Source organism: Virgibacillus oceani, from assembly GCF_041521345.1.
Taxonomy (GTDB): Bacteria; Bacillota; Bacilli; order Bacillales; family Amphibacillaceae; genus Virgibacillus_N; species Virgibacillus_N oceani_A.
On the sequence record NZ_JBGOHB010000072.1, the window covers coordinates 1 to 1,220 of the forward strand.

The 1,220-nt window shown below is 43.5% G+C and carries 1 protein-coding gene; it reads right to left on the reverse strand.

Features of this window, described 5'->3' with window-relative positions; translation table 11 throughout:
• Window positions 1–79 precede the first annotated feature (79 nt).
• Window positions 80–1,114, reverse strand: a complete 1,035-nt coding sequence (locus tag ACDX78_RS23170) for an IS30 family transposase (protein ID WP_486031213.1) — start codon at window positions 1,112–1,114, stop codon at window positions 80–82.
• Between the last annotated feature and the right edge of the window lie 106 nt (window positions 1,115–1,220).

A 1,220-nucleotide genomic window follows, 5' to 3' on the forward strand; every position in this document is an offset into this window, starting at 1 on the left:
CTTAAATTGCAATAGTAAATGCAACACCCCCTGTGAAACCGCTATATAAGGTTTTTCTGTAATTTGTTGGTGTTGGGGCCTAGGCCCCAACACCAACAAATTTTGCGAACGCTTCGGCTGGGGTTTGATAGTTTAATATTTTCCGAGGAAGCGTGTTCATCCAGTTGGCGGCATCGGCTATTGTTTCATCAGCGTATGTATAAATAGGTTGCCCTTTCTTTATAAACTTCCGAATGAGCCCATTGTGCCTTTCATTTGATCCTCGCTCCCATGAAGCATAGGGATGGGCAAAATAAACGTCTATTTGCTTCTCCGTGCCTTGATCTGCCAGTTCGCTGAATTCCGACCCATTATCTGCTGTAATGCTTTGAAAAACATCCTGCTTGTTCGGATACGCCGAAATGACGTCTTCTAAGGCCGCTGTAACAGCTGGGGCACTTTTACTTGGCATGCGCTTAATGATCTCCATGCGTGTCTTCCTTTCTACCAGGGTCAGTAAAGCATCATCTTTTGTTTTGTGTCCCAGAACGGTGTCAATTTCCCAGTGACCAAATTCATCCCTGGTCTCTATGGATTCGGGGCGTTCTTCAATGCTTGTCCCCAACACTTTTTTATTTTTACGGGATTTTGCCTTCTTTGTTGAACGGCGGAGTTTCAACTCCAAATCCATATTGATCACGGACAACTTGCCTTCGTCTATCCAATTGTATAATGTCTTCGTCGAAGGGACGTAGTCAAATTTCTTATTTCTTTTCGCATAACCAACAGCTGCATCAGGGGACCATTTGTCTTTCAGGATCTTTTCTTCAGCAAATTCAATAAATTCCAATGCATCCATCATCGTAGAACGCCCTCCGCAATTGTCACGGTTTTCCCTGTAAACGCGAGCACCGGCGTCTGGGAAGTAGGTGGTATAGGATTTGCGATTAGTATCTATCTGCTGGACGGTTCCGCGGTTCATTTCACGCGAAATCGTACTCGGATTGCGGCCCATTCTTCTTCCAATCTCTCTTAGTGACAGGCCTTCATCCATATAGGCCTCTATGTTACCTCTTTCCATTTCGCTTAAATGTGCAAAAGAACGTTCTATCGTGTTAGAATGGTTTTGAGTCATCGTGAATTACCTCCGTATGGTTTGTGTTTTTGTCAACCTTAATTATACGTGGTTTCACGATGGCTTTCTATTTATTTAGCTGTTGCATTTCATTTTACAATGAACC

Bases quoted from the DNA above. Each gene is read 5' to 3' on its own strand.
- ACDX78_RS23170 (WP_486031213.1), bottom strand. From the start codon at position 1,114: ATGACTCAAAACCATTCTAACACGATAGAACGTTCTTTTGCACATTTA.